Source organism: Streptomyces toyocaensis, from assembly GCF_000725125.1.
Lineage (GTDB): Bacteria > Actinomycetota > Actinomycetes > Streptomycetales > Streptomycetaceae > Streptomyces > Streptomyces toyocaensis.
In genome coordinates this window covers 35,498-59,183 of record NZ_JFCB01000030.1, presented here as the reverse complement: position 1 = coordinate 59,183, position 23,686 = coordinate 35,498, and the positions used below count along the sequence as shown (strand labels likewise).

The 23,686-nt window shown below is 70.8% G+C and carries 17 protein-coding genes; 1 reads left to right on the top strand and 16 read right to left on the bottom strand.

Going from position 1 to position 23,686, the window contains the following annotated elements; all coding sequences use genetic code 11:
* Positions 1-38 precede the first annotated feature (38 nt).
* The 6 genes from BU52_RS26330 to BU52_RS26305 form a co-directional block, all read right to left on the bottom strand.
* Positions 39-2,321, bottom strand: coding sequence for a hypothetical protein (locus BU52_RS26330; RefSeq protein WP_037938803.1), 2,283 nt, complete (start codon positions 2,319-2,321; stop codon positions 39-41).
* Between the two features lie 195 nt (positions 2,322-2,516).
* Entirely contained in the window at positions 2,517-2,906 is a 390-nt protein-coding gene (locus BU52_RS26325) for a DUF6113 family protein (RefSeq protein ID WP_037938883.1), read from the bottom strand.
* 20 nt (positions 2,907-2,926) lie between these two features.
* Entirely contained in the window at positions 2,927-3,784 is an 858-nt protein-coding gene (gene mshB / locus BU52_RS26320; protein WP_037938801.1) for an N-acetyl-1-D-myo-inositol-2-amino-2-deoxy-alpha-D-glucopyranoside deacetylase, read from the bottom strand.
* Positions 3,785-3,951: 167 nt separating this feature from the next.
* Entirely contained in the window at positions 3,952-5,376 is a 1,425-nt protein-coding gene (locus BU52_RS26315) for an amidase (protein ID WP_037938798.1), read from the bottom strand.
* 47 nt (positions 5,377-5,423) lie between these two features.
* Complete coding sequence (locus BU52_RS26310; RefSeq protein WP_051858613.1) at positions 5,424-8,828, bottom strand: serine/threonine-protein kinase; 3,405 nt, start codon at positions 8,826-8,828, stop codon at positions 5,424-5,426.
* A gap of 67 nt (positions 8,829-8,895) precedes the next feature.
* Positions 8,896-9,090, bottom strand: coding sequence for a hypothetical protein (locus BU52_RS26305; RefSeq protein WP_037938797.1), 195 nt, complete (start codon positions 9,088-9,090; stop codon positions 8,896-8,898).
* Positions 9,091-9,266: 176 nt separating this feature from the next.
* Here BU52_RS26305 and BU52_RS26300 point away from each other — a divergent pair, with 176 nt between their 5' ends.
* On the top strand, positions 9,267-11,405 hold the full coding sequence (locus BU52_RS26300; protein WP_037938795.1) for a S9 family peptidase: 2,139 nt from the start codon (positions 9,267-9,269) through the stop codon (positions 11,403-11,405).
* A gap of 98 nt (positions 11,406-11,503) precedes the next feature.
* Here the strand turns inward: BU52_RS26300 and BU52_RS26295 are convergent, their stop codons facing one another.
* From BU52_RS26295 to BU52_RS26250, 10 genes are all read right to left on the bottom strand, one after another.
* Positions 11,504-12,553 (bottom strand): ABC transporter ATP-binding protein, encoded by a 1,050-nt coding sequence (locus BU52_RS26295; RefSeq protein ID WP_037938792.1) that lies wholly within the window; start codon positions 12,551-12,553, stop codon positions 11,504-11,506.
* Positions 12,546-13,520, bottom strand: coding sequence for an ABC transporter ATP-binding protein (locus BU52_RS26290; RefSeq protein WP_037938790.1), 975 nt, complete (start codon positions 13,518-13,520; stop codon positions 12,546-12,548). Before BU52_RS26290 ends, BU52_RS26295 begins: the two co-directional genes overlap by 8 nt.
* Positions 13,521-13,526: 6 nt before the next feature.
* On the bottom strand, positions 13,527-14,504 hold the full coding sequence (locus tag BU52_RS26285) for an ABC transporter permease (protein WP_037938788.1): 978 nt from the start codon (positions 14,502-14,504) through the stop codon (positions 13,527-13,529).
* The gene (locus tag BU52_RS26280) at positions 14,497-15,420 is read right to left on the bottom strand and encodes an ABC transporter permease (protein ID WP_037938786.1); all 924 of its coding nucleotides are present in this window, start codon (positions 15,418-15,420) and stop codon (positions 14,497-14,499) included. The genes BU52_RS26285 and BU52_RS26280 overlap by 8 nt, the downstream gene beginning before the upstream one ends.
* 6 nt (positions 15,421-15,426) lie before the next feature.
* Positions 15,427-17,052: a peptide ABC transporter substrate-binding protein gene (locus tag BU52_RS26275; protein WP_037938880.1), complete on the bottom strand. Its 1,626-nt coding sequence runs from the start codon at positions 17,050-17,052 to the stop codon at positions 15,427-15,429.
* A 183-nt stretch (positions 17,053-17,235) separates the two neighbouring features.
* Entirely contained in the window at positions 17,236-18,354 is a 1,119-nt protein-coding gene (locus tag BU52_RS26270; protein ID WP_037938784.1) for an ABC transporter ATP-binding protein, read from the bottom strand.
* Positions 18,355-18,369: 15 nt separating this feature from the next.
* Positions 18,370-19,431 carry an ABC transporter ATP-binding protein gene (locus BU52_RS26265; protein WP_037938779.1) on the bottom strand — a complete coding sequence of 354 codons (1,062 nt, stop codon included), beginning with the start codon at positions 19,429-19,431 and terminating at the stop codon, positions 18,370-18,372.
* A gap of 10 nt (positions 19,432-19,441) precedes the next feature.
* The gene (locus BU52_RS26260) at positions 19,442-20,419 is read right to left on the bottom strand and encodes an ABC transporter permease (RefSeq protein ID WP_037938777.1); all 978 of its coding nucleotides are present in this window, start codon (positions 20,417-20,419) and stop codon (positions 19,442-19,444) included.
* A gap of 103 nt (positions 20,420-20,522) precedes the next feature.
* Positions 20,523-22,325, bottom strand: coding sequence for an ABC transporter substrate-binding protein (locus BU52_RS26255; protein ID WP_037938774.1), 1,803 nt, complete (start codon positions 22,323-22,325; stop codon positions 20,523-20,525).
* A 100-nt stretch (positions 22,326-22,425) separates the two neighbouring features.
* On the bottom strand, positions 22,426-23,472 hold the full coding sequence (locus tag BU52_RS26250) for an ABC transporter permease (RefSeq protein WP_037938771.1): 1,047 nt from the start codon (positions 23,470-23,472) through the stop codon (positions 22,426-22,428).
* Positions 23,473-23,686 lie beyond the last annotated feature (214 nt).

Genomic DNA, 23,686 nt, shown 5'->3' with positions numbered 1-23,686 from the left:
TCGTGCGGCGCCGCTCCCGTAAGGGGCCGGCGGTGTCGTCAGCTGGGGTTCGTCTCGATCACGGCGACGCGCTCGGTCCTGCTCATCAGCGCCTGGCGGAGGGCACCGTAGACGTCCTGGGGGGTGACGGCCGTCTTCTTTCCGTTGCCCCGGGTGATGAGCACACCGTCGAACGTCTGGCCGTACAGCTCCTTGAGGGAGTTCAGGTCGGGCTTGTCGACCAGCTTGCCGCCCACGGCCGTGACGCGGAGGAACTTCCAGAGCGACTTCTCGGGGCTCATCTGGATCGAGCGCGCCGGATCGGTCTGCACGGTCACGATGCCCGACATCGCCGGCTCGGCGTACTCCTTCATCATCCGGTCGACCTCGGCCTTGGAGACCTTCGGCTGCCGGTCCGTCGTCGGGACGTTCACCGCGGCGGAGGCGCCGGTCTCGACCTGGGTGCGGTAGGCCTCCGTCACCACGTCGGCCGCCCTGGCGACGTCGATGCCCTGGCCCGCCTTGGGGTAGACGGGGACGGCCTTGCCGGACTCGAACCTGATCGAGCCCTCGGTCACCGAGCCGGAGCCGCCGGCGCTCTCCAGGGCGACCTGGAGCTTCTCCTCGTCGACGGGCATGACCGGGGCGACGACGCGCTGCTGGCCGAAGAGGGAACCGATCACGTTGACCGGGTTGTAGTCGCTCGTGGCGGCCGCGCCCACGGTGGCGTCGGCGTCGATCTGCAGGCCCGCCTTGTCCGGCTGCAGGTCCACGGTCTTGCCGTCGACCGACAGTTTCAGCGGCTTGTTCAGCCGGTCGCCGAGGGCGGCGTCCAGCTTCTTCACGGCGTCGTCCCGCGTGCCGCCGCCGATGTCGACGCCCAGCACGGTGGTGCCCTTGGGCACGTCGGAGCTGTTCATCAGCAGACCGGCACCGTAGGCGACACCGGCCAGGAGGAGGACACCGCCGCCGAGCAGGACGAGCTTGTTGCGGCCCTTCTTCTTCGGCGCCTTCGAGGAACTCGCCGGGGGCGGCGAGACCGGCTCGGGCAGCTTGGGGGGCGTGTGCGGCACGCGGCCGCCGGGCCCGCTGCCGGGCGCGTCGAACGCGGCGCCCGGCGGGACCACGGGGATGCCGCTGGTCACGGTGTGCCCGGAGACGTTGTCGTGGCGGGGGCCGTAGCCCGGGGTGCCCGGTTCGGCGGGCTTCTGGGGCGTGAGGATCGCGGTGTCGTCGCTGAGGCCCCCGCCGGGGACGCCCTGGGCGCCGGGACGGTTCTGCCGCGCGCCGACGGGGCCGGGGCCACCGGGGGTGCCGGGGCCGCCGGGCCGTCCCGGGCCCCGGCCCGGGACGGCAGGACCGGCGACGGGCGGCGGGTTCAGCGGGCCGTCGCCGGTGACCGGACCGCCGGTGGGGCCGGTGGGACCTGCGGGGCCCTGCGGGCCGCCGGGCCGGTCCTGGCCGCCGAACCCGGGCCGGCCGCCCTGGACGGGTGAGCCGCCCGGGCCCTGCCGGCCGGGGGACCCGCCCGGCGCGTCCTCCGTGAAGAACGGCAGGTCGTCGCGGCTGGGTTCGCCCCCGCGGTTCGCACCCGGCCGGGTGCCGCTGCCCGCCGGACCGCCGGCCAGCGCCTCGGTCACGTCGAAGGAGCCGGTGCCGCCGCCGTGCCCGGGGGCCACGGGGCCGCCGGTCGCGCCGGTGAGTCCGGAACCCGTCGTCCCGCCGGGACGGGGGCCGCCGGGGGCGCCCATGGAGCCGACCACGCCACCCGGACGTGCGGCGCCGGGCCGCGCGCCACCGGGCGCACCGGCCACCTTCGGCGCACCGGCACCCTTCGGCGTCCCGGGACCCGCCGGGGCACCACTGCCGGCGCCGGTACCCGAACCGCTCGGCGTGCCCGTCCCGTTGGCAGTGGCGCCGCCCGGACCGCTCTTGCCCGCACCGGACTTGCGCGGCGCGAACCAGTCACTGGCCGGCTTGTCCTCGTCCGCCGGGCCGGCGGACCGGTCGGGCCGGGCGGGAGGCTCGGCCGGGTCGGGGGACGGGGCCGGGGCCAGGGCCGGGGCCGGCGCCTCCGCGTCGGTGCGCCCCTTGGTCTCCGCGTCCTTGACGGGCTTGCGCACGACGACCGGCGGAATGGGCCGCGATCCGGGGATGTTGATCCGGATCCGGGTCGTCAGCGTGGTCTCGGTCTTGCGTTCCTCCGGTCGCGCGGCCGAACGGCCCGCGCCCGTACCCTCGTCCGGAATCGCCGGAATCCCGTAGGGCGGGGTGCCCGACGGATAGGCGGCTCCGCCGTGCCCGTTGGGCCCGGAGGACGGAGTGTCAGTTTCACGACTCAAGGCAGGTTCTCCCGGTTGGCTCCGCCGCCCGTCACGACCTCACGGTGGGGGTCCCCCCTTGCTCGGGCGAAGCCGAGAGTTCGAGGGAGGCTCGGCGGCGCGCACCACCTTACTGGCCATATCCGGCCCGTATCCCAGGACCGCTGGCGAAAAGCGCACCGGACCCCCACACCCGGGACACGGCGAAGTGGTACGTCACTTGCCAAGTCGGACAGGGCCCGTGTCCGGTTGCCGCCCGCCTCCGAGCGTGGCACAGATCACAGCGACCGCGATGCCGCCGAGCAGGAACAGGTACGAGCCGGCGCCCGCGGCGAACAGGAAATCCCCCTCCGGGCGGCTGGCCGTGAGCAGGATGACGACGAGCGTCCAGCCCGCGGCGACCACCGCGCCACCGGCCCGCCCGCGCATCACCCGCGACGCCCCGAGCACGAGTCCCGCCTCTCCCGCGAGAGCCAGCAGCAGTCCCCCCGGGAACCACGCGGGCTGGACGAGCGCCCCGGCCACGCCGACCACGGCACCGAGCACGAACAGGCCCAGGTAGGCGCCGGCCCGCCCGGCGGACGGCGGACGCAGCGGCTGTGCCATCACGGGCGCGCGGCCGCCGCTCACGGCGCCTCCCCCACCCCGGCGAACAGGTCGCTCTCCCGGCTCAGGGGGCGTTCCCCGCGCACCAGCTCGTAGTACTCGGTGGTGAAGAGCGGCTGCGCGAGCTCGTTGGAGAGCACGAAGTACGGGTCCGCGACGGTGATCTGGGTGGCGTGCGCCCGCATGGCGGCGGCCTTGGCGGATGCGTACGCGGTGCCGTCGATCACGGTGGTGATCCGCTCGTCGTCGACCACACCGGGTACGTCGTCGAGGACGCCCGCCTTCTCGAAGGGCAGCCCGTCCAACTCTCCGTTCAGCTTGGCGAAGGCCTCCTCGCCCACGGACCGGGGCACCCGGTTCCAGTACACCTTGGGCACATCCCACCCGGCCCCGGCGGCGAGCTCGACGGCACGCACGGCGACGCGGTGCGCCTGGATGTGGTCGGGGTGCCCGTACCCCCCGTTCTCGTCGTACGTGACAAGAACCTGCGGCCGCACCTCGAGGATCACCTCGGCGAGCAGCCCGGCGGCCTGATCCACGTCGGCCTGCCAGAAGCAGCCGGGGTCGTCGTTGTCGGGCAGTCCCATCATCCCGGAGTCGCAGTACCGCCCGGCCCCGCCGAGCAGCCGGAAGTCCGTGACCCCGAGCGCGCGCATCGCGTCCTTGAGCTCACCGAGCCGGTGCCCGCCCAGGGCGGCCCCGCTCAGGTGCCGCAGCTCGGGCGGGATGACCTCGCCCCGCTCACCGAGCGTGCAGGTGACCAGCGTCACCTGGGCGCCCTCGGCGGCGTACCGGGCCATGGTCGCGCCGTTGTTGATCGACTCGTCGTCCGGGTGGGCGTGCACCAGCATCAGACGCCGGGAGCGCATTTCCGTCATGGGATCACCTTATGAGGTCCCCGGCCGCCGCCCTCACGCCTGCCCGGAGTCGGCCTCCTCCGCGCCGCCGTCCTGCGGGACCGGTGCCGGTACGGGGTCGAAGACCAGCCTTCGCCTCCGAGGCCGGCTTCCTGCCGTACGCGGTCGAGGGCTGACCGCAACGCCCGTCAGACGTCCTGGAGGCGCCGGAACGGCTGGTCCGCCTCCAGGGCGAACGCCAGCTCCAGCAGCGTCCGTTCCGCGCCAGGGCGGCCGGAGATCATGACGCCGATCGGGAGGCCGTCCGGTGTCGCGTGCGCGGCCGGCACGGAGATCGACGGTGTTCCGACGACGTTGTTGACCGGGGTGAACGCGACGTAGGCGAGGATCCGCTCGATCAGCGTGGCGTACGGGACGGCCGGGCTGAGGTGGCCGATCGGCGGGGTGGTGTGGGCGAGGACCGGGGAGAGGATCACGTCCAGGCCGCGGAACCCGGCCGCGTACGCCTCCCGCGTGCGCTTGAGCCGGCGCAGGACGCCCGGGGTGTTCCTCCAGTTGCCGACGTACATCTCGCGCAGCCCCCGGCTGAGGCCGTCCATGCGGCGGCGGTCGAAGTCCGTGCCGAGCGTCCTTCCTGTGACGCCGATCAGGAACGACAGCAGACCCCAGTAGGTGAGGAAGTCGTCGGTGAAGCGCGGGTCGATGGACAGTTCCACCGGCTCCACGGTGTGGCCGAACCGCTCCAGGCGCTCGGCCGTCTCCGTGACGGCCGCCCGGGTGCCGGCGTCGGAGCGGACGCCGTTCGGGGAGTCCAGCAGGAGCCCGATGCGCAGGCGGCGCTCCGAGGGGCCCTCGACCAGGCCGACGGGCGGCAGTTTCGGGTTGCGCCAGTGCTGTTCAGCGGCGGCGAGGAACGTGGCGCTGTCGCGCACCGAGCGGCTCACCACGCCGTCGGTGACGAGGTCGATGGGAAGCTGACGGCCCTGCGCGTTCGCCACCATCCGGCCGCGGGTCGGCTTCAGGCCGACGAGTCCGCACGCGGCGGCCGGGATGCGGATGGAGCCGCCCCCGTCGTTGGCATGCGCGATCGGCACCGCTCCCGCGGCGACGAGGGCCGCGCTGCCGCCCGACGAACCGCCCGCCGAGTGGCCGGTGTGCCACGGATTGCGGACGGGCTCGGCCCCCTCGTACTCCGTGGTGGGGCTGAACCCGAACTCGGGCAGCCGGGTCTTGCCGAGCACGGTGACACCGGTGCTCAGGAACTGGCGGGTGAAGGGCGCGTGGCGCCGGGCGGCCCTGGGCGCGAACGCGACGCTGCCGTGGCCGGTGGGCAGCCCCTGGTAGTCGGTGTTGTCCTTGACGAAGGCCGGCACCCCGGCGAAGGCGCCGGTCCCCGGGCCGTGCGCCGGGATGTCCAGGTGGACCTGCACGGCGTTGAGCCGGGCCTCGACGGCCCTGACCCGGGCCACCGCGTCGCGGGAGGCCTCCGCGGCGGAGACCTCTCCCCGGCGGATCGCCCGGGCGAGGCCGACCGCGTCGTGGTCGCCGAGGGCGTCGTCCCGGAAGACGTGCACCCTGGTCCGTGCCTCGCTCTGTTCCTCGGAAGTCGTCACCGTCGGCTCCGCCCCTGCGCGTGTGGATGGTCGCCCGCCATCATTCCTTACCCATGGGTAACACGCGAGGGGCCGCTCACGGTCCGGTCCCAGTCGATCTCCCACACCCGCACCCGCCCGGCGGCGTCGCCGGAGACGACGTACCGGCCGTCGGGGGTCGGTACGGCCGCCGGCGGGCCGTCCCCCTTCGACTCCGGCAGCGGGAAGCACCGGCCCGTGCCGACGCTCCACACCTCGATCCCCTCCCGGCCGTCGCACACCACGAAGCGGCCGTCCCCGGTGAGACGGACGCCGAAGGAGGAGTAGCCGGCGAAGGTCCGCAGGCACTCACCGGTCGTCGTGTCCCACAGGCGCCGGACGCGCTCGCGGTGGTCGCCGCCCGACAGGGCGTGGCGGCCGTCCGGGCTGAGCCACACCGACCGCACGGCGCGAGTGTGGCCCGTCATGACGCGCAGGCAGCGGCCGCTGTCGAGGTCCCACAGGCGCACGTCCCTGTCGTCGCCCCCGGCGACGGCGAACCGGCCGTCCCCCGCGGTCCACACGGCGTTGACGGAGAGTTCCGGCCCGGTGAAGGCGCGCAGCGGCCGGTCCTCCTCCACGTCCCACAGGCGCAGCCTCCGGCCCGGGCCGCCGACGAGCGCGCGCCGGCCGTCGGGGAGCAGCCGGGCCGACGAGCCGTACGCCTCGTCGTCCAGGACGCGCAGGCACGTTCCGGAGGCCACGTCCCACAGGCGGGCGGTCCGGTCCCGGCCGAGTGACAGCAGGCGGGTGCCGTCGGGGCTGAGGCAGATCTCCTCCACCAGGTGCGTGTGTCCCTCCAGTACGCCGACGCACCGGGCCGAGGTGAGGTCCCACAGCCGGATGGTGCGGTCGCTGCTCGCGGAGGCGGCGATCGTGCCGTCCGCGGAGAGGTCGATCCCCGTGACGTACCCGGTGTGGCCGGTGAGTTCGTGGACCCGCCAGGCCGTACGCGGGCCCACCCGCTCGGCGCGGCCCTCCAGTCGCCGCCAGTGGGCGAGGAGCCGCGGGGCCCGCTCGTGGCCGGGGACGGAACGGGCGAGGGTGAGACGGTCCAGGGCGCGTGCCGTGTCGCCGTCGGCCAGGGCGTGTTCCGCCTCGGCGATCAGGGTGTCGACCCGCTCCGCGAGGCCGGAGAGCTCGGCCGGGGGACGGGGGCGGCTCAGGTGCGGCGGGGCGGTGTACCCGCCGGGCAGCGCCCACCGCCGCAGCGTGTCGTCCTGCGCGGCGCTCATGCCGTACCGGGCGTCCGGGCAGAACCGCACGGCCGCCACCGGACCGCGGTGCCCCGTGTACGTGCGCAGGCACCGGCCGGTGCCCAGATCCCAGTGGCGCACCTTGTGGTCGGCCGCGCCCGACAGCGCGAAACGGCCGTCCTCGCTCATCGCCAGGGAGAGGACGTCGGCGCCCCGGGGCCCGTGGAGCGTACGCAGCAGGCGGCCCGAGTCGACGTCCCACAGGTGGATCGTGCCGTTGCCGTGTCCGCTCAGTGCGCGGCGGCCGTCCGCGCCGAAGCACACCGACCACACGAACGAGGCGTCACCGCCGTGCAGTTGACGCACGGAGGCGTCGCTCATGGACACGAGCTGCAGGGTGCCGCTGGTGCCGCCGGCCAGCGCCCAGCGGCCGTCAGGGGCGACTTCCAGGGCGTGCACCGGTTCGTCGGTACGGCCCGGCCGGTTGACGGACCGCAGGGTGCCGCCGCGGCGCGTCACGCCGATGACCGTCCCCTGGTTCGTCCCGAACAGGACCGCCTGCCCGGCAGGGGTCAGCCGCACCGGCGACACGGTGAACCCGCCCTCGGCGGGCGCGGGGAAGCCGGCCGCGTACAGGCACCGCCCGTCCGTCAGGTCCCAGAACCGGACGTCCCGGTCCACGCCGACCGACACGGCGGTCCGCCCGTCGCGGCTCACGTCCACGGACCGCACCGGCCCGTCGTGGGCGCGGACGGCGAGCAGACACGCGCCGTCCGGCACGGACCACAGCCGCACGGTGCCGTCCCGGTCCCCACTGAGCACGGTCCCCGCCCGCGGGCCGAACCGGAGCCGGACCTCCGTCGCGACGCGGTCCCGGTCGGTCATCCGCTCACGCGGGTACGGCTGCCAGGGCATCCACGTCTCCTCGACGCAGCGCGCGTCGGCCACACGGCCGGACTCGGCGGCGCGGTGCGCGTCGGTCGCGTCCGGGTCCCCGGGCCGCTGCCCGAGCAGTGCACGGGCGGCCTGCACGTCGCCGCGTTCCAGGTGGACCTCGGCCAGCAGGCGGTCGGCGACATGAGCGGCGGGTTCCGCCCCGACGGCGGCCCGGGCGGCCTCCAGGGTGGTGACCAGGTGCTCGTCGGTGATCTCGCCCCGTCTCCAGCGCAGCAGGCCGACGTTGTACCGGGCGGCCGGGTGGTGCGGGTCGGCGGCCGTCGCCCGCTGGAAGGTCTCCGCCGCCTCGGCCGGGCGTCCGAGGTCGAGCAGCGACAGCGCGCGGTTGTTCAGTTCGTCCGCGCGCAGTTCGGCCGGGACCGGCACGGGGCGGGGGTAGGGGTGGCCGGCCGAGCGCTCGTACAGCGTCGTCAGCTCCGCGGCGACCTCGGTCATCGAAGCGGGCCGGCTCGCCGGGTCCAGCGACAGGCACCGGGCGAGCAGCGCCGCGACGTCGTCGGGCGGTCGCAGCATCCACCCGTCCGACCGCCGCAGGTCCTCGAGGGTCCGGCCGGCCACCGGACCCGCGAACCAGGTGATCTCGCCGACGAACATCTCCAGGACGGACACGGCGAAGCTGAAGAGGTCGCTCGCCGGGCCGACGCGCCGTCCCGCCCACTGCTCGGGGGAGGCATAGACCTGGGTCATCCCGAGGCCGGTGACGAGCATGTCCGCCGGGGGCGCCCCGCCGGTCCCGGCCGCCGCCTCCGGCCACGCCGCGGGCGCCTGCCGGCCGGCCCAGGACCGCGCCAGCCCGAAGTCCGTCACCTTCGCGACGCCGTCGCCGACGAGGACGTTCCCCGGTTTGACGTCCTGGTGCACCAGACCCCTGCGGTGCGCGTGCTCCAGTCCGCGCGCACACTGCACGGCGAGATCGAGGACGCGGGCCAGCGCCTCGCGCGGTGTCCCCCGGTACAGGCTCCGGCCGGCGATCAGCTCCCGCAGGCTGCCGCCGGACACGTACTCGGCGAAGACCCGCGGCACCCCCTCCAGGGTGCGGACGTAGTAGCAGGCGCAGACGTTGGGATGCAGGCCCAGCGCCACCCATTCCTCGGCCTCGGTGACGAACCGCTCCCGCCGGCGCGCGTCCCGGTACACGTGCGCCCGCGGGCTCTTCACGGCGAGGTCGATGTTCCAGCCCAGGTGCCGCACCTGGTGGACGAGCCCCATGCCGCCCTGGCCGTGCACACGGGTGACCCGGTACCTCCCGTCCACCACGTCGCCGACGCGCCACTGCGCCACGGCTTCCTCCTCACGGCAGCACGCGGGGCCCGGGCGGGCAGGGCGGCGGCCGGGGCCGGCCCCCGGCTCAGAAGTTGATGCTGCCGATCATCCCCGCGATGTTGTTCGTCAGCTCGCTGATCGTGGGCGCCATCGTCGACGAGGCGAGGTAGAAGCCGAGCAGCATGCACACGATGGCGTGCCCTGCCTTCAGTCCCGACTTCTTGATCAGCAGGAAGACGATGATCGCCAGCAGCACCACCGCCGAAATCGAGAGTGCCACGGCGGTTCACCTCCAAGAATCCCAGGGCGCGGGGGTATAGGAATTGGGGGCAGACAGTTCCACACAGCAGCCAGCAGGTTCATACCCACTGTGCGCGAACGATCATAACTATCCGTACGTGCGCATCGGTCGGCGCACGGCCGCACAAGGGGGCGCATGGCCAATATGGTCAGGGCATGACGACCGAGGCTGACTCCTTCCCCCGACGGCACGCCCGTACCCTGCGCTTCACGCTCGGCGCGCCGCGTTCGTTCAGCGTGGCTCCCGACGGTTCGCGTGTCGTGTTCCTGCGCTCGAATTCCGGTACGGACCGGGCCCATTCACTCTGGGTCCTCGACACGGAGGGGGGCGGGGAGCGCGTGGCGGCCGACCCGCGCGCCCTCCTGGGCGGGGCCCTGGAGAACCTCTCCGCCGAGGAACGCGCGCGGCGCGAGCGAAGCCGTGAGGGCGGCGCCGGCATCGTCGGCTACGCCACCGACACCGCCGTCGAGTTGGCGTCTTTCGCCTTGTCAGGGCGGCTGTTCACGGCCGAGCTACGGGCCGGCACGGCGCGTGAACTGACCGTACGGGGGCCGGTGATCGACCCCCGTCCTTCGCCCGACGGGCGGCACGTCGCCTACGTCGCCCGCGGTGCGCTGCGGGTGACCGGGGCCGAGGGGGCGGACGACCGCGCGCTCGCGACCCCCGAGACGGAGAACGTCACCTACGGTCTGGCGGAGTTCGTCGCGGCCGAGGAGATGGGGCGTTCGCGGGGCTTCTGGTGGGCGCCGGAGTCGGACCGGCTGCTGGTGGCGCGCGTGGACGACACGCCGGTGCAGTCGTGGTGGATCTCCGACCCCGCCCACCCGGAACGTGAGCCGGGCCACGTCCGCTACCCGGCCGCGGGCACCCCGAACGCGGACGTCCGGCTGTTCGTGATCGGCCTGGACGGGACGCGCACGGAGGTCGCCTGGGACCGTGCGCGCTATCCGTATCTGGCACGTGTGCACTGGTCAGCCGCGGGAGCCCCGCTGCTGCTCGTACAGGCGCGCGACCAGCGCGGCCAGCTCGTCCTGGCCGTGGACCCGGACTCCGGTGCGACCCGGATGGTGCACGCCGACGAAGATCCAACTTGGCTGGAACTTTTCCCCGGGGTGCCCTGCTGGAGCCCCTCGGGGCAGCTGGTGCGGATCGCGGACGAAGGGGGCGCGCGACGCCTCGTCGTCGGTGAACGACCGCTCACCGGAGCGCAGTTGCACATCCGCGCGGTGCTCGACGTCTCCGACGGAGAGGTGCTGGTCTCGGCGTCGGCGGGCGAGGAGGCGGCCGAGGCGGAGATCGGCGAGGTGCACGTGTACCGGGTGAACGAACTGGGGGTGGAACGCCTCTCGCAGGAACCCGGCGTGCACTCGGCGGTACGCGCCGGGGGCGTGACCGTGCTCGTCTCCGCCACACCGGATCGGCCAGGTTCGCGGGCCCAGGTGCTGCGTGACGGGAAACCGACGGCGACTGTCCGCTCGTACGCCGAAGACCCCGGTATGTCCCCCCGGGTGACTCTGACCCAGGGGGGCGCACGCCGCATTCCGTGCGCCGTGCTTATGCCTCGGGACTACGCCGGTGACACCCTTCTGCCGGTCCTCATGGACCCCTATGGGGGCCCGCACGGGCAGCGGGTGGTCGCCGCCCACAACCCGCACCTGACCTCGCAGTGGTTCGCCGACCAGGGTTTCGCGGTGATCGTCGCGGACGGGCGCGGGACGCCGGGCCGGTCGCCCGCCTGGGAGAAGGCCGTCAGGGACGACATCGCGGCGATCGTGGTCCAGGACCAGGTCGACGCGCTCCAGGCGCTCGCCGCCGACTTCCCGCTCGACCTGGACCGGGTCGCCGTCCGCGGCTGGTCCTTCGGCGGCTATCTGGCGGCCCTCGCGGCGCTGCGCCGGCCCGACGTCTTCCACGCGGCCGTGGTGGGCGCCCCGGTCACCGATCTGCGCCTCTACGACACGCATTACCAGGAACGCTACGTCGGCCACCCGGCCGAGCAGCCGGACGTCTACCGCCGCAACTCGGTGATCGACGACGCGGGCCTGGTCGACGCCGCCGAACCGCACCGGCCGATGATGGTCATCCACGGGCTGGCGGACGACAACGTGGTCGTCGCGCACTCGCTGCGGCTGTCCTCGGCCCTGCTGGCGGCCGGCCGGCCGCACGAGGTGCTGCCGCTGTCCGGCGTCACGCACATGACCCCGCAGGAGGAGGTCGCCGAGAACCTGCTCCGTCTCCAGCTCGACTTCCTCAGGCGCTCGCTGTCCCTGACAAACGGGGACGAACCGCGTTAACACGCAGGCAACGTCACGGAAGCGGTACCGATATGCGGACCCGGAACGCTGACGCGTACGGCCGTGCGGGTGCCGTGAGCGGGCCGGGGTGCGCCATGTCATCCCGGCCCGCCGCCGTGTCTCCCCTCCGGTACCACGTGTCTCTCCTCCGCGAAGTGGCAGGCCGAGTCGTGGGCCGCCGGGCCCCCGGCCGCGGCGAACGTGGCCGGCACGGCGAGCGCGGGCACCTCCAGCGCACAGCGCTCCCGCGCCTTCCAGCAGCGGGTGCGGAAGCGGCAGCCCGAGGGGATGTCCGTGGGTGACGGCACGTCACCACTGAGGATGATCCGCTCCCGGTGCTCCCGGGCCCCAGGGTCCGGCACGGGGACGGCGGAGAGCAGCGCCTGGGTGTAGGGGTGCGTGGGATGGTCGTAGATCTCGGTGTCCGTGCCCGTCTCCACGATCCGGCCGAGGTACATCACCCCGACCCGGTCCGAGATGTGACGGACGACCGACAGGTCGTGCGCGATGAAGACGTAGGCGAGGTCGAACTCGCTCTGCAGCCGGTCCATCAGATTGACGACCTGGGCCTGCACCGAGACGTCCAGCGCGGAGACCGGTTCGTCGGCGACGATCACCTCGGGCCGCAGCGCCAGGCCCCGCGCGATGCCGATGCGCTGCCGCTGGCCGCCGGAGAACTGGTGCGGATAGCGGTTGATGTACTCCGGGTTGAGGCCGACGACGTCCAGCAGCTCCCGCACCTTCCGGCGCCGGTCGCCCTTGGGCGCCACCTCGGGGTGGATGTCGTAGGGCTCCCCGATGATGTCGCCCACCGTCATGCGGGGGTTGAGGGAGGTGTACGGGTCCTGGAAGACCATCTGGATGTTGCGGCGCACGGCCTTGAGCGCACGCCCGGACAGCCTGGTGATGTCCTCGCCCTTGTAGCGGATCGAACCGGCCGTCGGCCGTTCCAGGTTGACCAGCATCTTCGCGACCGTCGACTTGCCGCAGCCGGACTCGCCGACGATGCCCAGCGTCTCGCCCCGGCCGAGGCGGAGGTCCACGCCGTCGACCGCGCGCACGGCGCCGGCCTGCTTGCGGAAGACGGTGCCCCGGGTGAGCGGGTAGTGCTTGACCAGGTCGCTGACCTCCAGGATCGGCTCAGTCATCCAGGCACTCCCGCCAGAAGTGGCAGGCACTCCCCCGCGTCGCCGAGACCTGGTACAGCGGGGGCTCGTCGGTGCGGCAGACGTCCCGGGCCAGCGGGCAGCGGGGGTGGAAGGCGCAGCCCGGCGGGATGCTCATGAGGTTGGGCGGCAGTCCCTTGATGGCGTAGAGCTCCTGCCCCTTCCGGTCCAGGCGCGGGATGGAGTCCAGCAGGCCGCGGGTGTAGGGGTGCGCGGGCGCCTTGTAGATGTCGTGGACGGGCGCCGACTCGACGATCCGGCCCGCGTACATCACGGCGATGCGGTCGGCGACGTCGGCGACGACGCCCAGGTCGTGGGTGATGAGGACGAGACCCATGCGGTACTCGCGTCTCAGTTCCGCGAGCAGTTCCATGACCTGGGCCTGGACGGTGACGTCGAGGGCGGTGGTGGGTTCGTCGGCGATGATCAGGGCGGGCTCCAGGGCCAGCGCCATCGCGATCATGATGCGCTGGCGCATGCCACCGGAGAACTGGTGCGGGTACTGCCCGACCCGCTCCCGGGCGGCGGGGATGCGCACCCGGTCCATCAGCTCGACGGCCTCGGCCCGCGCCTGCTTCCGCGACATGCCCCGGTGCACGGTGAACATCTCGCCGAGCTGGTCGCCGACGGTGAGCACGGGGTTCAGGGACGACAGCGCGTCCTGGAAGATCATCGCCATCTCGGCGCCCCGGATCCGCCGGCGTTCGTCCTCCTTCAGCGTCAGCAGGTCGCGCCCCTGGAAGACGACCTCGCCCCCGGTGACCCGGCCGGGCGGCACATCGAGGATGCCCATGATCGCCTGCGCGGTCACGGACTTGCCGGAGCCGGACTCGCCGAGCACGGCCAGCGTCTCACCCTCGTCCACGCGGTAGCCGACCCCGTTGACGGCCTTCGCGACCCCGTCCCGGGTGTGGAACTCCACGTGCAGGTCCCGCACTTCGAGCAGCACGACGGCTCACCTCAGCTTCGGGTCGAGGGCGTCGCGCACCGCGTCGCCGAGCATGATGAACGCCAGGACGGTGATCGCCAGGGCCCCGGAGGGCCACAGCAGCGCGTGCGGGGCGTTGCGGATGTACGGGGAGGCGGCGGAGATGTCGATGCCCCAGGAGACGCTGGGCGGCTTCAGGCCGACACCGAGGTAGGACAAGGTGGCCTCCAGCGCGATGTAGGTACCGAGGGCGATGGTCGCGACGACGATGACGGGCGCGACGGCGTTGGGCGCGATGTGCCGGAGCACCAGGCGGGAGTGGGAGGCGCCGAGGGCCCGCGCGGCCTGCACGTAGTCGTTCTGCTTGGCGGTGATGACGGCCCCGCGGGCGATGCGGGAGATCTGCGGCCAGCCGAGCAGCACGATGAAGCCGATGACGGGCCAGATCGTGTTGCTGGTGATGACGGAGAGCAGCACCAGTCCGCCGAGGACGACCGGGATGGCGAAGAAGACGTCGGTGATCCGGGACAGGACCGAGTCCCAGACGCCGCCGAAGAACCCGGCGAGCGCGCCCAGGACGCTGCCGAGGACGGTGACGCCGAGGGTGGCGAGGACGCCGACGGCGACGGACGTGCGGGCGCCGTAGACGGTGCGGGTGTAGACGTCGCAGCCCTGGCCGTCGAAGCCGAAGGGGTGGCCGGACTGCGACCCCTGCTGGGCCTTGGACAGGTCGCAGGTGAGGGGGCTGCCGGAGGCGATCGCCGAGGGCCACAGGGAGATGAGGACCAGGAAGCAGATGACCAGGGCGGAGACGATGAAGACAGGGTTGCGGCGCAGGTCGCGCCAGGCGTCGGACCACAGGGAGCGCGGCGGTTCCTGCGGTCCGCCTCCGTCCGGGCCGGGCCGCTTCCCCAGGGTCTCGGCCTCGTCGACGCCCAGGTCCATGGTGCCGCCCATTCCGGTGCCCGCGATGGCGCGCTCGGCTTCGTGGTACTGGTTAGGCATAGCGGATCCTCGGGTCCAGTACGGCGTAGAGGAGGTCGACGACGAGGTTGGCGACCAGGAACACCAGCACCAGCACGGTGACGAAACCGACGACGGTCTGCGTGTTCTGCCGGAGGATGCCCTGGTAGAGCTGGTAGCCGACACCGTGGATGTTGAAGATCCGTTCGGTGACGATGGCGCCGCCCATGAGGAAGCCGATGTCGGCGCCGATGAAGGTGACGACGGGGATCAGGGAGTTGCGCAGCAGGTGCCGGACGACCACCCGGTGCCGGGGCAGGCCCTTGGCGACGGCCGTGCGGACGTAGTCGGAGCGGCGGTTCTCGGCGATGGAGGTGCGGGTCAGCCGGGTCACGTAGGCGAGTGAGACGGAGGCCAGCACCAGGCCGGGCAGGATCAGCTCGTCGAAGGGGGCCTCCGAGGAGACCGAGGGCCGGATCCAGCCCCACTTCACGCCGAGCAGGAGCTGGAGCAGCAGGCCCGTGACGAAGGTGGGCACGGAGATGACGACCAGGGTGAACAGCAGGACGCCGGTGTCGACGGGGCGTCCGCGGCGCAGTCCGGTGACCACACCGAGGGTGACGCCGATGACGACCTCGAAGAGGATCGCGATCAGGGTGAGCCGGATGGTGACGGGGAACGCCGTCGACATCAGCTCGGTGACCTCCTGACCGTTGAAGGCGGTACCGAAGTCGCCGGTGAAGACGTTGCCCATGTAGGTCAGGTATTGCTGCCACACGGGCTCGTCGAGGCCGAACTCGTGCTCCAGCCGGGCGGCGGTCGCCGGGTCGCACCGGCGCTCGCCGCACAGTCCGGCGATGGGGTCGCCCATCACGTTGACCATGAGGAAGATCAGCAGCGTGGCCCCGATGAAGACCGGGATCATCTGGAGCAGACGCCGGACGACGTAGCGTCCCATGGCGGCTCAGCTCACCTTGATCTGTTCGTACACGGGGACGCTGAACGGGTTGAGCTTGACGCCGGACAGCCGCGCGGACCAGCCGGCGCTGCCGTTCTGGTACCAGAGCGGGATGGCGGCCATGTCGTCCCGGACGACCTTCTCGGCCTGCTGGAACAGCCCGACGGCCTTGGCGGTGTCGGTCTCCCGGTTGGCGCGGTCGACGAGGTCGTCGAACTCCTGGTTGGACCAATCGCCGTCGTTGGAGGAGGCGCCGGTGTAGTAGAGCGGCTGGAGGAAGTTCTGGATGAGCGGGTAGTCCATCTGCCAGCCCGAGCGGAACGGGCCCGGCATCTTCCGTTCGGTGATCTCGCTCCGGAAGTCGGCGAAGGTGCCGACCGGGGCGGCGGTGCAGGCGCGCTCGTCGTCCAGCGCGTTGTTGATGGAGTTGCAGACGGCGTTGACCCATTCGCGGTGGGATCCGGTGTCCGCGTTGAAGGTGATCGTCACCTTGCCGCCGGGCAGCCCGCCGCCCTCCTCGATGAGCTTCTTGGCCTCGTCGGGCTTGTACTCGCAGGCGTCTCCGCACAGGCCCTCCTGGTAGCCGCCGTCCTCGCCGAGGACGGGTGAGGTCCAGTCGGTGGCCGGGGTGCGGGTCTTCTGGAAGATCGTGTCGGTGATCTGCCCCCGGTCGATCGCCATGGACAGGCCCTTGCGGACCTTCTCCGAGCCCGGCTTGTTCCAGGCGTCGTCGTAGAAGGGGAAGGCGAGGGTCTGGGTGATGCCGGCGGGGGTGTTGAGGTAGCGGTCGCCGAGGTCGGTCCGGACGTTCTTCAGCTGGGCGGCGGGGATGTCGTCCGCGAGGTCGAGGTTGCCGGCCATCAGGTCGGTGTAGGCGGTGTTGACGTCGGTGTAGACCTTGAGGTCGACGCCACCGTTCTGCGCCTTGTCCGGGCCGGGGTAGGCGTCCCACCGGCGCAGGGACATCTGCGAGCCGCGCGTGTAGGAGTCGACGAGGTAGGGGCCGTTGCCGACCGGTTTCTTCACCCAGGCGTCGTGGTCGTCGAAGAAGGCGCGGGGCAGCGGGACGAAGGCGTTGTAGCCGAGCGTGTCGGGGAAGGTCGAGAACTTCTGGGTGAGCTTGACGGTGAAGGTCAGGTCACCGGTGACCTTCAGGCCGGACATGGTGTCGGCGGTCTGCTCCCCCTTGTCGGGGTGGACCTGGTCGTAGCCCTCGATGTAGCCGAAGAAGTACGCGTTGCGCTGGTTGTTCCTGAGGCTCGCGCCGTAGTTCCAGGCGTCGACGAAGGACCGCGCGGTGACCTTCTCCCCGTTGCTGAAGGTCCAGCCGTCCCTGACGGTGACGGTGAAGTTCTGCGAGTCGGAGGTCTCGATCTTCTCGGCGAGCATGTCCTTGGCCTCGCCGGTCTCCGGGTCGTACCGCTTGAGACCCCGGAAGATCATGTCGAGGACCTTGCCGCCCTGGACCTCGTTGGTGTTCGAGGGCTCCAGCGGGTTCTGCGGGTCGCCCCAGGAGGCGCTCAGCACGGCACCGGCGTCGCTGCCGCCGTCCCCGTCGCCTCCGCAGGCCGTCGCCGCGAGGGCGACCGCCACCGCGCAAGCGGCCCATCTGACGTGCGTGGCTCCGCGCATGGGTGCCTCCTCGTACGTGCGCCGGTCCTTCACGCCAAATATCGGCGCAAAGGGTGCAGCACGCACATGTACGGCACCTGTACGGGGGTGACTCCAGCCGTATGTACGTATGAGGGCCCCGAACGGACAACGGCTGCCGTCCGCCCCGGTGGGCGGTCGGCAGCCGTCGTGTCCGACGAGGTGTCAGTCCTTGTCGGCCGAGTCCTCCAGCGCCTTCAGGGCGGGGTCGAGGACGACGTCCTCGCCGCGGGCCTGAGTGGTCGGCTCCTCGGGGAAGTGGCAGGCCGTCAGGTGACCCTCGCGGTTGCCGGAGATCTGCACCAGCGGGGGCTCCTCGGTGGCGCACTTGTCCTGCGCCTTCCAGCAACGGGTGCGGAAGCGGCAGCCGGACGGCGGCATGATCGGCGAGGGCACGTCGCCGTAGAGGCGGATGCGCTCCCGGCTCTCCTCCTCGTCGTCCATGGCCACCTCGGGCACGGCCGACAGCAGGGCGTGGGTGTACGGGTGCCGGGGCCGGTTGTAGATGGAGTCCCGGTCGCCGACCTCGACCACCTTGCCGAGGTACATCACGGCCACGCGCTGCGAGAAGTGCCGGACCACCGCCAGGTCGTGGGCGATGAACAGGAAGGCGATGCCCAGCTCCTCCTGCACCTTCTGCAGCAGGTTGACGACCTGCGCCTGGATGGACACGTCCAGGGCGGAGACCGGCTCGTCCGCGACGATCAGCTTCGGGTTGAGCGCGAGGGCCCGGGCGACGCCGATGCGCTGGCGCTGGCCGCCGGAGAACTCGTGCGGGAAGCGGTTGTAGTGCTCGGGGTTGAGGCCGACGAGCTCGAGCAGCTCGCGGACCTTCTTCTCCCGGCCGCCCGCGGGGTTGATCCCGTTGACCTCCATCGGCGACCTGATGATGGTGCCGACGGTCTGCCGCGGGTTCAGCGACGAGTACGGGTCCTGGAAGATCATCTGGATCTCGGACCGCACGGGCGCAAGCTGCCTGCGCTTGGCGTGCGTGATGTCCTGGCCCGCGTACTCGATCTTTCCGCCGGTCGGCTCCAGGAGCCGGGTGATGAGCCGGCCGGTGGTCGACTTGCCGCAGCCCGACTCACCCACCAGGCCGACGCTCTCGCCGACGCCGACGGTCAGGTCGACGTTGTCGACGGCCTGGACGGCGCCGACCTTCCGCTTGATCGGAAAGCCGCCGTAGATCGGGAAGTGCTTGGTCAGGCCCTCCACCTTCAGCAGCGCCTCGGTGGACGTGCCGGTGGAGCCCTGCTGTGCGGGGAGGGTGAGGTTGTCGCTCATGTCTCGGATCTCTCCCTAGCGCAGCCGGGGCTGGATCGTGTCGATGAATATGGTCTGCTTCTGCTCCGCCGTCAGGTGGCAGGCAGCGGCCCGGCCCTCGCCGAGCGGCGGGCGCTCGGTGCTGCACCGGTTGCCCGGCACCTCGCCGGTGAAGGCGCAGCGCGGGTGGAAGGGGCAGCCGGAGGGCGGGTTCAGCAGGCTGGGCGGCGATCCGGGGATCGGGTTGAGCGCCTGCGAGGTGTCGCCGCCGAGGCGCGGCATCGAGCTGAGCAGGCCCCAGGTGTAGGGGTGCTTGGGCTCGCGCAGCACTTCACGGACGCCGCCGCGCTCCACGGCCCGGCCCGAGTACATCACCAGCAGGTCGTCGGCCATGTCGGAGATGACGCCGAGGTCGTGGGTGATGAAGATGATCGCGGAGCCGAACTCCTGCTGGAGGTCCTTGAGCAGGTCGAGGATCTGCGCCTGGACCGTCACGTCCAGAGCCGTGGTCGGCTCGTCGGCGATCAGCAGGTCGGGGTCGCAGACCAGCGCCATGGCGATCATGGCGCGCTGGCGCATGCCGCCGGAGAACTGGTGCGGGTAGTCGTCCACGCGGGTCTTGGGCTGCGGGATGCCGACCTTGGTCAGCATCTCGATCGCCCGCTCCCGGGCCTCCTTCTTGGAGGCGCCGGTGTGCTTCATGAACGGCTCGGCGATCTGCCGGCCCACCGTGTAGTACGGCGAGAGCGCCGTCAGCGGGTCCTGGAAGATCATCGCGACCTTGTTGCCGCGGAGCTTCTCCATCTCCTTCTCGGGGGCGGTGACCAGGTCCTGCCCCTCGAGGAGGATCTCGCCCTCGACGGTGGCGGTCTTGGGGTTGTGCAGACCGAGAACGGTCAGGTTGGTCACGGACTTGCCGGAGCCCGACTCGCCCACGATGCCGAGGGTCTTGCCGCGCTCGACGTCGAAGGACAGTCCGTCGACCGCCTTGACGATGCCGTCCTCAGTGGAGAACCGCACCCGCAGGTCGCGGACCGAGAGGAAGGAGTCAGGCCCGGTCGGGGCCTTGTCGCCTTCGGTCTTGGTCAGTGTGGTCACGGTGTTTCTCCTAGCTGAGCCGCACGCGCGGGTCGATGTATGCGTACGCGAGGTCGACGATGATGTTCAGGATCAGGATGAAGAACGCCCCGAACAGCATGATGCCCATCGTCAGCGGCAGGTCCTTGGTCAGCGAGGAGTCGACCGCGAGCCGGCCGAGGCCGGGCAGGTCGAAGGTGAACTCCGTGACGACCGCGCCCCCGAGCAGCGCGCTGAGGTCGATGCCGAGGATGGTGACGATCGGGATGAGGGAGCCGCGCCAGGCGTAGCGGAAGAAGACGAACCGCTGCGACATGCCCTTGGCGCGCGCGGTGCGGACGTGCTCCTCCTGCAGTTGCTCGATCATGGTCGAGCGCGACATACGCGTGTACTGGGCGGTGAAGATGGTGGCCATCACGGCCCAGGGGATGAGCAGTCCGAGAGCCCAGGTGGCCGGGTTCTCGGTGAACGGGTGGTACTTGGGGTTCTCCATGATGCCGCTGCTGTACACCAGGATGCCGAGGACGATCGGGCCGAGCAGGTAGATCTGGAACGAGCTGAGCACGATCGAGGCGCCGGAGACCAGCTTGTCGATCACGGTGCCGCGCTTCCAGGCGGCGAGCAGACCCGAGCCGAGGCCCAGGGTCAGGAAGATCACCAGGCCGCCGACGGTCAGTGACAGGGTCAGCGGGAAGCGGTCGACGATGGAGTCCCAGACGAAGTTGCCGCTGTCGAAGGACACACCCAGGCACGGCGCGGAGCAGTGCCCCTGCGGGAAGTCGCGGCCGGCCACGATGCCCGACATGAACTCCCAGAACTGTGTGGTGATGGGCTTGTCGAGGCCCAGGTTCTCCCGGATCACCGCGAGGTTCTCGGGCGAGCAGTTCTTGCCGCAGGACAGCGCAGCGAAGTCCTGTGGAACCGTATAGAACAGGAAGAACGTGAAGGCGCCGATCAGGAACATGATGACGACGGCGCCGATCAGCCTGCGGATGAGGAACTGAAGCATGGCGGGTGAATGCTCTCTTCGAAACGCGGCGGCAGGGAGGGGGAACCGTCCGCGGGGGTGCGCTCCGCCTGGCGCACACCCCCGCGGTCAGCCGAGCTGACGGTTACGGCTTCTTCAGGTACAGGTCGTTGATGTCGATGTAGCTCGACTCGGTGCTGTACTTGGCGCCACCGACGTTCGATCCAAAGAGCTGGATCTGCTTCGAGTAGTAGACCGGGGCAGCCGGGTTGATCTCCTCCACGATGCGGCGGTGAGCCTGCTCCCAGGTCTTGGCGGCCTCCTCCGGCTCCTGCGCCGAGGCCTTCTTGATCAGGTCGTTGACCTGCTTGTCGTTGATGTGCGAGTAGTTCGACGCACCGTCGGCGACGAGCTCACCGTCGTAGACCGGGGTGATGACCGTGGACGGCGAGGACCAGTCCTGGCCCCAGCCGGTCATGTAGATGTCGTACGGGTTGTCCAGCTTGCCGACCTGCTCGTAGAAGCTGGCCCGGTCGATCTCCTTGGCCTGGACGTCGAGACCGATCTTGCCCAGGGCGTCCTTGATGATGACCTGCTGGGCCTGGCCACGCGGGGTGTTGGAGTAGGCGTAGGTGAGCTTCGTGCCCTCCTTGACACCCGCCTCCTTCAGCAGCTGCTTGGCCTTCTCGATGTCGCCGTTGGGCTTCTTCAGCTTGCCGAACGGGTCGTACTCGGGGTCGAAGTTCGGCAGGGTCGGGGCGAGCAGACCGCCGGCGACCTCGCCGCCGTAGCGGCCACCGTCCGCCTGGACCATGGACTGGTTCGGGATGGCGTAGGTGATCGCGTCGCGGATCTTCTTGTCCTTGACGCGGTCGAGGTTGAAGGTGAGCTGCCACACGTAGGGCTGGTAGCCCTGGATGGTGCGCTTCTTGGCGTCCGCGTTGCTGATGACCGTGGACAGCTGCGCCGGGTCGACCGAGTCCGTGAACTGGATGGCGTTCTTGGCCTCGCCCTGGTCGGCGATCAGACGCTTGGTCTGGCTGGGCTGGTCGATCGTCGAGGTGAAGTTGTAACCGTCGACGTACTGGTGGCGCACCGAGTCCGTCTTCGGGTCCCACTGGTCGTTCTTGACCAGCTTCAGCGACTTGCCGGCCTTGTACTCGGCGATCTTGTAGGGGCCGAGCGCCGCCGGGGCGTCGTCGTACTTCTCCTTCGTGTCCTGCTTCTCGGGCACGATGGCGTAGCCGGCCATGGCCAGGGCCTGCGGGAGGTCCGGACGCGGCTTGTCGAAGTGGAAGACGACCGTCTTGTCGTCCGGGGTCTCCAGCACGGAGTCCGGCAGGTGCTTGCCCTTGTAGGGGCCGTCCGGCAGCGCCTTGCGGTAGTCGTTGCCCGACAGCCAGGACTGGATGTAGGTCGGGCCGTCGAAGATGACCTTCGAGTACTGGCGCTCGATGGTGTGGCGGACGTCGGCGGACGTGATGGCGTTGCCGTCCTCGTCCTTGACGCCGTCCTTGAGCGTGTACGTCCAGGTCTTGCCGCCGTCGGAGGACTTGCCGGAGTCGGTGGCGATGTCACCGACGACCGTCAGGTTGCCCTTGTCGTCCTCCTGGTAGTTCGTCAGGCCGCGGTGGACCAGGTTGGCGAACTGGCCGGCGTCGCTGACGTAGATCTGACCCGGGTCCATGTGGGACAGGTCGGACTGCATGTAGACGTTGATGAAACCGCCGGACTTGGCTCCGGAGACCTCCTCGGCCGGGCCGGTGGAGGCGGCGGCGTCACCGTAGGCGACAGGGTCCTGCTGCTCGGCGGCGTCCTTCTGCTGCTTGGAGTCGTCCTTGCCCTTGCTGCCGCCGCCGTTGTCGCCCGAGCAGCCGGTCAGTGCCAGCGAGCCGGCCACGATGGCCACGGCGATAGCGCGCGCGGTGCGCGTTCTGATGGGCTTCATGATGCCGATGCACCTACCTGTCGTTAGTTGTCCACGAGTGCTGCCTGACGGTCCGGTCACCCGGCACGGGGGCGGCAGCTCCCCCACCACCAATGGACGGTTAGCGTCCGGTCTTGGGGTCGAATGCGTCCCGGACGGAGTCTCCGAGAAGGTTGAAGGCGAGAACGAAGGTCACCAGCGCCACGCCCGGGAAGAACATGAACATCGGGTCCTGCTCGTACACGTCGGCGCCGACGGCGAACATCCGGCCCCAGTCGGGGGTCGGCTCGACGAAGCCGACGCCGATGAACGAGAGGAAGGCGATGGTGAGGATCGTGCTCGGGAGGATGTAGGTGGCCTGCACCAGGATCGGGGTGACGATGTTCGGCAGGATCTCCTTGCGCACGATGCGCCAGGGAGAAGCACCGGACACCTTGGCCGCCTCCACGAACTCCCTGTCCGCCAGCGACAGTACGGAACTGCGCACCAGACGGGCCAGGCCCATCCAGCCGAGGAACCACATCACCAGGATGATCGCCACGGCCCGCAGATAGGTGGGGGTCTCGTCCGCGGGAGAGACGAACATGGCGGTCACGACGGGCATGAAGGCGATGAAGAACAGCTGCTGCGGGAAGGCCAGGAAGAAGTCCGTGACCCGACCCATCCAGTAGTCCACCCGGCCGCCGAAGTAGCCCATCACCATGCCGATGACCACGCCCGTCACCACACACAGCGTGGTGACGACCACGGCCATGTACAGCGAGGTCCGCATGCCGTACAGCAGCATCGTGAACACGTCACGACCCAGCTTCGGCTCCACACCGAACCAGAACTCGCCCGACATGCCGCCGAAGGAACCGGTCGGCATGGCGAAGTCGTCCAGGAGGAAGGGATAGTCCGGCTCCTGGGCGTACAGCGTGTAGGGGTTCTTCCCGTACAGCTTCGCGATGAGCGGGGCACAAGCGGCGACCACGAAGAAGAAAATCACTACGCACGCGGAGACGACCCCGGTACGGTCGCGCTTGAAGCGCTGCCACATCAACTGGCCGGGGGAACGACCCTCGGGCTGCTTCTCGCCCTTGGCGACCGCTTCATCGGTGGTCGCTGCGAGCTCAGGGTCCAAGACAGCCGCGGACCCGGAGTCCTCGGCCTTGATTGGACTGGTCATCGTGTTCGTCCCCCGGGGGGTTGGAGAGTTGAGCGCAGCACAGATACCGGCAGGTTCTGTGGTTTGGGGGAACTTTCGCCAAGACCGTCAACGCGCGTCAAGGGCGGAAGACATAGGGATCTCCCTACCGTCCATATTTTGAGCAAAAATTGCAAAGATTGACACCTACGCGCGCTTGACACCCCCATAGGCAAACCGGCAATTCGGGCATTTA

Excerpts from the sequence above, each read along its gene's own strand:
- BU52_RS26285 (WP_037938788.1), bottom strand. The coding sequence starts at position 14,504 with ATGCCTAACCAGTACCACGAAGCCGAGCGCGCCATCGCGGGCACCGGA.
- BU52_RS26250 (WP_037938771.1), bottom strand. The coding sequence starts at position 23,472 with ATGACCAGTCCAATCAAGGCCGAGGACTCCGGGTCCGCGGCTGTCTTG.
- mshB (WP_037938801.1), bottom strand. The coding sequence starts at position 3,784 with ATGACGGAAATGCGCTCCCGGCGTCTGATGCTGGTGCACGCCCACCCG.
- BU52_RS26275 (WP_037938880.1), bottom strand. The coding sequence starts at position 17,052 with ATGCGCGGAGCCACGCACGTCAGATGGGCCGCTTGCGCGGTGGCGGTC.
- BU52_RS26300 (WP_037938795.1), top strand. The coding sequence starts at position 9,267 with ATGACGACCGAGGCTGACTCCTTCCCCCGACGGCACGCCCGTACCCTG.
- BU52_RS26295 (WP_037938792.1), bottom strand. The coding sequence starts at position 12,553 with ATGACTGAGCCGATCCTGGAGGTCAGCGACCTGGTCAAGCACTACCCG.
- BU52_RS26280 (WP_037938786.1), bottom strand. The coding sequence starts at position 15,420 with ATGGGACGCTACGTCGTCCGGCGTCTGCTCCAGATGATCCCGGTCTTC.
- BU52_RS26325 (WP_037938883.1), bottom strand. The coding sequence starts at position 2,906 with ATGGCACAGCCGCTGCGTCCGCCGTCCGCCGGGCGGGCCGGCGCCTAC.
- BU52_RS26270 (WP_037938784.1), bottom strand. The coding sequence starts at position 18,354 with ATGAGCGACAACCTCACCCTCCCCGCACAGCAGGGCTCCACCGGCACG.
- BU52_RS26260 (WP_037938777.1), bottom strand. The coding sequence starts at position 20,419 with ATGCTTCAGTTCCTCATCCGCAGGCTGATCGGCGCCGTCGTCATCATG.
- BU52_RS26255 (WP_037938774.1), bottom strand. The coding sequence starts at position 22,325 with ATGAAGCCCATCAGAACGCGCACCGCGCGCGCTATCGCCGTGGCCATC.